Source organism: Haladaptatus sp. W1, from assembly GCF_001723155.1.
GTDB classification, from domain to species: Archaea; Halobacteriota; Halobacteria; order Halobacteriales; family Haladaptataceae; genus Haladaptatus; species Haladaptatus paucihalophilus.
In genome coordinates, this window is the sequence record NZ_MEIH01000025.1 from 1 (window position 1) to 2,205 (window position 2,205).

The 2,205-nt window shown below is 51.6% G+C and carries 5 protein-coding genes; 2 read left to right on the top strand and 3 right to left on the bottom strand.

Annotated elements, in window-relative coordinates; genetic code table 11:
- The coding region (locus BG842_RS30485; protein WP_217493261.1) for a hypothetical protein at positions 1–200 on the bottom strand (200 nt) is incomplete at its 3' end.
- Between the two features lie 3 nt (positions 201–203).
- Between BG842_RS30485 and BG842_RS30815 the strand changes: the two genes are divergently transcribed.
- Positions 204–641, top strand: coding sequence for a hypothetical protein (locus tag BG842_RS30815; protein WP_254662813.1), 438 nt, complete (start codon positions 204–206; stop codon positions 639–641).
- Positions 638–916, top strand: a complete 279-nt coding sequence (locus BG842_RS30820; protein ID WP_254662814.1) for a helix-turn-helix domain-containing protein — start codon at positions 638–640, stop codon at positions 914–916. The genes BG842_RS30815 and BG842_RS30820 overlap by 4 nt, the downstream gene beginning before the upstream one ends.
- Positions 917–976: 60 nt before the next feature.
- On the opposite strand, the gene BG842_RS01200 is transcribed toward BG842_RS30820, so the two are convergent.
- Entirely contained in the window at positions 977–1,708 is a 732-nt protein-coding gene (locus BG842_RS01200; RefSeq protein ID WP_069449350.1) for an aspartate/glutamate racemase family protein, read from the bottom strand.
- A 16-nt stretch (positions 1,709–1,724) separates the two neighbouring features.
- The coding region (locus tag BG842_RS01205; RefSeq protein ID WP_139135977.1) for an ATP-binding cassette domain-containing protein at positions 1,725–2,205 on the bottom strand (481 nt) is incomplete at its 5' end.

Genomic DNA, 2,205 nt, shown 5'->3' on the forward strand with positions numbered 1-2,205 from the left:
TCGACGCCAACCGTGGACCACCGATGGCGTTCCCGTTCGGCCACGTTCTCGTCGGCCCCGTGGACGGACTCCGCGCGAGGGACGGCGAGCGGAACATGTTCGGGGGACTGATTTCGGCGATTCGACGTGGACGTTTCGGTATGAACCGACCGACAGTTCGTGCCGTCGTGGACGCGGAATCGTTGCCGACGGTACGTCATACCATGTCAGAACAGATGCCGGCAGAAATGCTCCGACTGAAAATCCAACTGTGGCATCCAAACTGCTGGACACTACAAGTGACTGAACAAACCCAGGCGGGGCTCCTTGGCCACGGCGTTTTCACCACGAATGACGGTCAGGCAAAATCAAGATTCACCGTCTATGGGGACTCTGTCTCTGAAATCGAGGATTTGATTCAACAAACGAGAGAATCGCCTTTGACTGACTCTGTTCGGGAAATTCAGTACAGTTACGACACGAGTCAATCTCCTGTGGCAGCCCCCGGAAACGCGACCGGGAAATATTTGTCGAGTTCAACCCTGAAAATAGCATCGACCATTCATTCGTTTCTCGTGGATTTGTCTATGATGGCCCCGTTCGGATCTATGATGGGCTTGAGCGATGGACGGTTGTGGCCCATCAAGGTCGGAAAGAGGTGAAAGAACAACTTGCAGCTATCGAGGAGGAGATGGACGCCGACATCGAAATTCTCCAGATATCTACTTACGACCGCTCCAACAGTCAACAATCAATACTCAATCTCCTTTCCGCGCGCCAACGAGAGATATTCGACCATGCTCGAGAAAACGGCTATTATTCGTGGCCACGTGAAGCGACATCGCGTGGCCTTGCTAAAGATTTAGACATCTCGAAAACGACGTTTCTTGAACATCTTCGCAAGGCTGAGGCGAAGATTCTCACTCAAATCGAGTAATTTAGTGAACTGTTCGGAATCACGCCTTGAGGTACTCGTTCTGTTCCACCTGTAAATCCCTCAACGAGACAGATCTCCCGGCATATCTCCCCGAATATCCTTTTTTGGAGGGGTCTGATATAGTCCTGCTTCACTCTGAACGAGGCCCTGCTCGGCAAGTAAACCAACCATTTTGACCGCGTTTTCGACCGGATCTATAACTGGCACAGCGGTACGCTCGGCGACCCTTTTCTGTAGACCGGCCATTCCAGAACAACCGAGGATAAGAACTTCTGCTCCAGCATCCTTCGCTCGCTCCCCTGCTCGTGATAACGCATCCACTGTTTCATCTTTGTCTTCTTCTAACTCGAGCACCGATAGGTTAGTCGACTCGACGGAGGCGAGTCGATTACTTAGCCCGTACCAGTGGACCATATTCTCCATCATTGGGATTGCCCGTGGGAGGGCGACCAAGATGCTAAACCGATGGCCAAGCAAGGTTGCTGTCGCCAGCGACGCTTCCGCAACGCCAACGACAGGAACATCGAAGACTTCTTTCAGCGGGTAGAGTCCAGGGTCGCCATAGCAGGCGATGACAACCCCATCAACTTCTCCCCGATAATCAGCAATCGTTTCGAGCATCGCGATGGCGGCGAGATGGTACTCGTAATATGATTCGAGTGATTCCGGACCGATATCTGGATTCGTGACGATTGTTTCTGTTTGGGGAGATGCTGCTTGCTCTGCTGATTTTGCGATGTCTTCAGTCATCGCCTCTGAGGTATTTGGATTAAGGACGAGAATTGTATTCATCAGAGGGAACCTTGTATTACTGCTTCTTGGTCGCGGACTGGAAATCCTGCACCGCTTCTTCAACAGTGAGATACGGTCGATGGATGTCCGGGAACTGCGTATCGAGTTCGTAGCTGAAGCGCGTTATTTGTGAGGCCTGCACTGCTGATTCGGCGAGCGTATCTGGTTGGTCAAAGACTTCCCGCGGTGAGCCTTCGATCAATTCTTGTCCATGTTTGAGACAGATAACTCGATCACAGTACTGTTGTATAATTGGAATGATGTGGGTGACGATGATGATCGTTCTGTCTTCTTCTTCTTTGAGCCGACGAAGGAAATTCATGATCTCGATAGACTGCTGAGCATCTTGGCCGGTTGTCGGCTCATCAACGATGATTGTGTTGGGTTTCATCGCCAAGATCGAAGCGATTGCGACTCGCTGGCGCAACCCTTTCGTCAATGAGTTCGGGTGTTCGTCGAACAACTCCTCTCTTACTCCAGCGACTTGTGCAGCTTCG

What these genes read in the sequence shown, in the direction of transcription:
- BG842_RS30815 (WP_254662813.1), top strand. Translation starts at nt 204, where the DNA reads ATGTCAGAACAGATGCCGGCAGAAATGCTCCGACTGAAAATCCAACTG.
- BG842_RS01200 (WP_069449350.1), bottom strand. Translation starts at nt 1,708, where the DNA reads ATGAATACAATTCTCGTCCTTAATCCAAATACCTCAGAGGCGATGACT.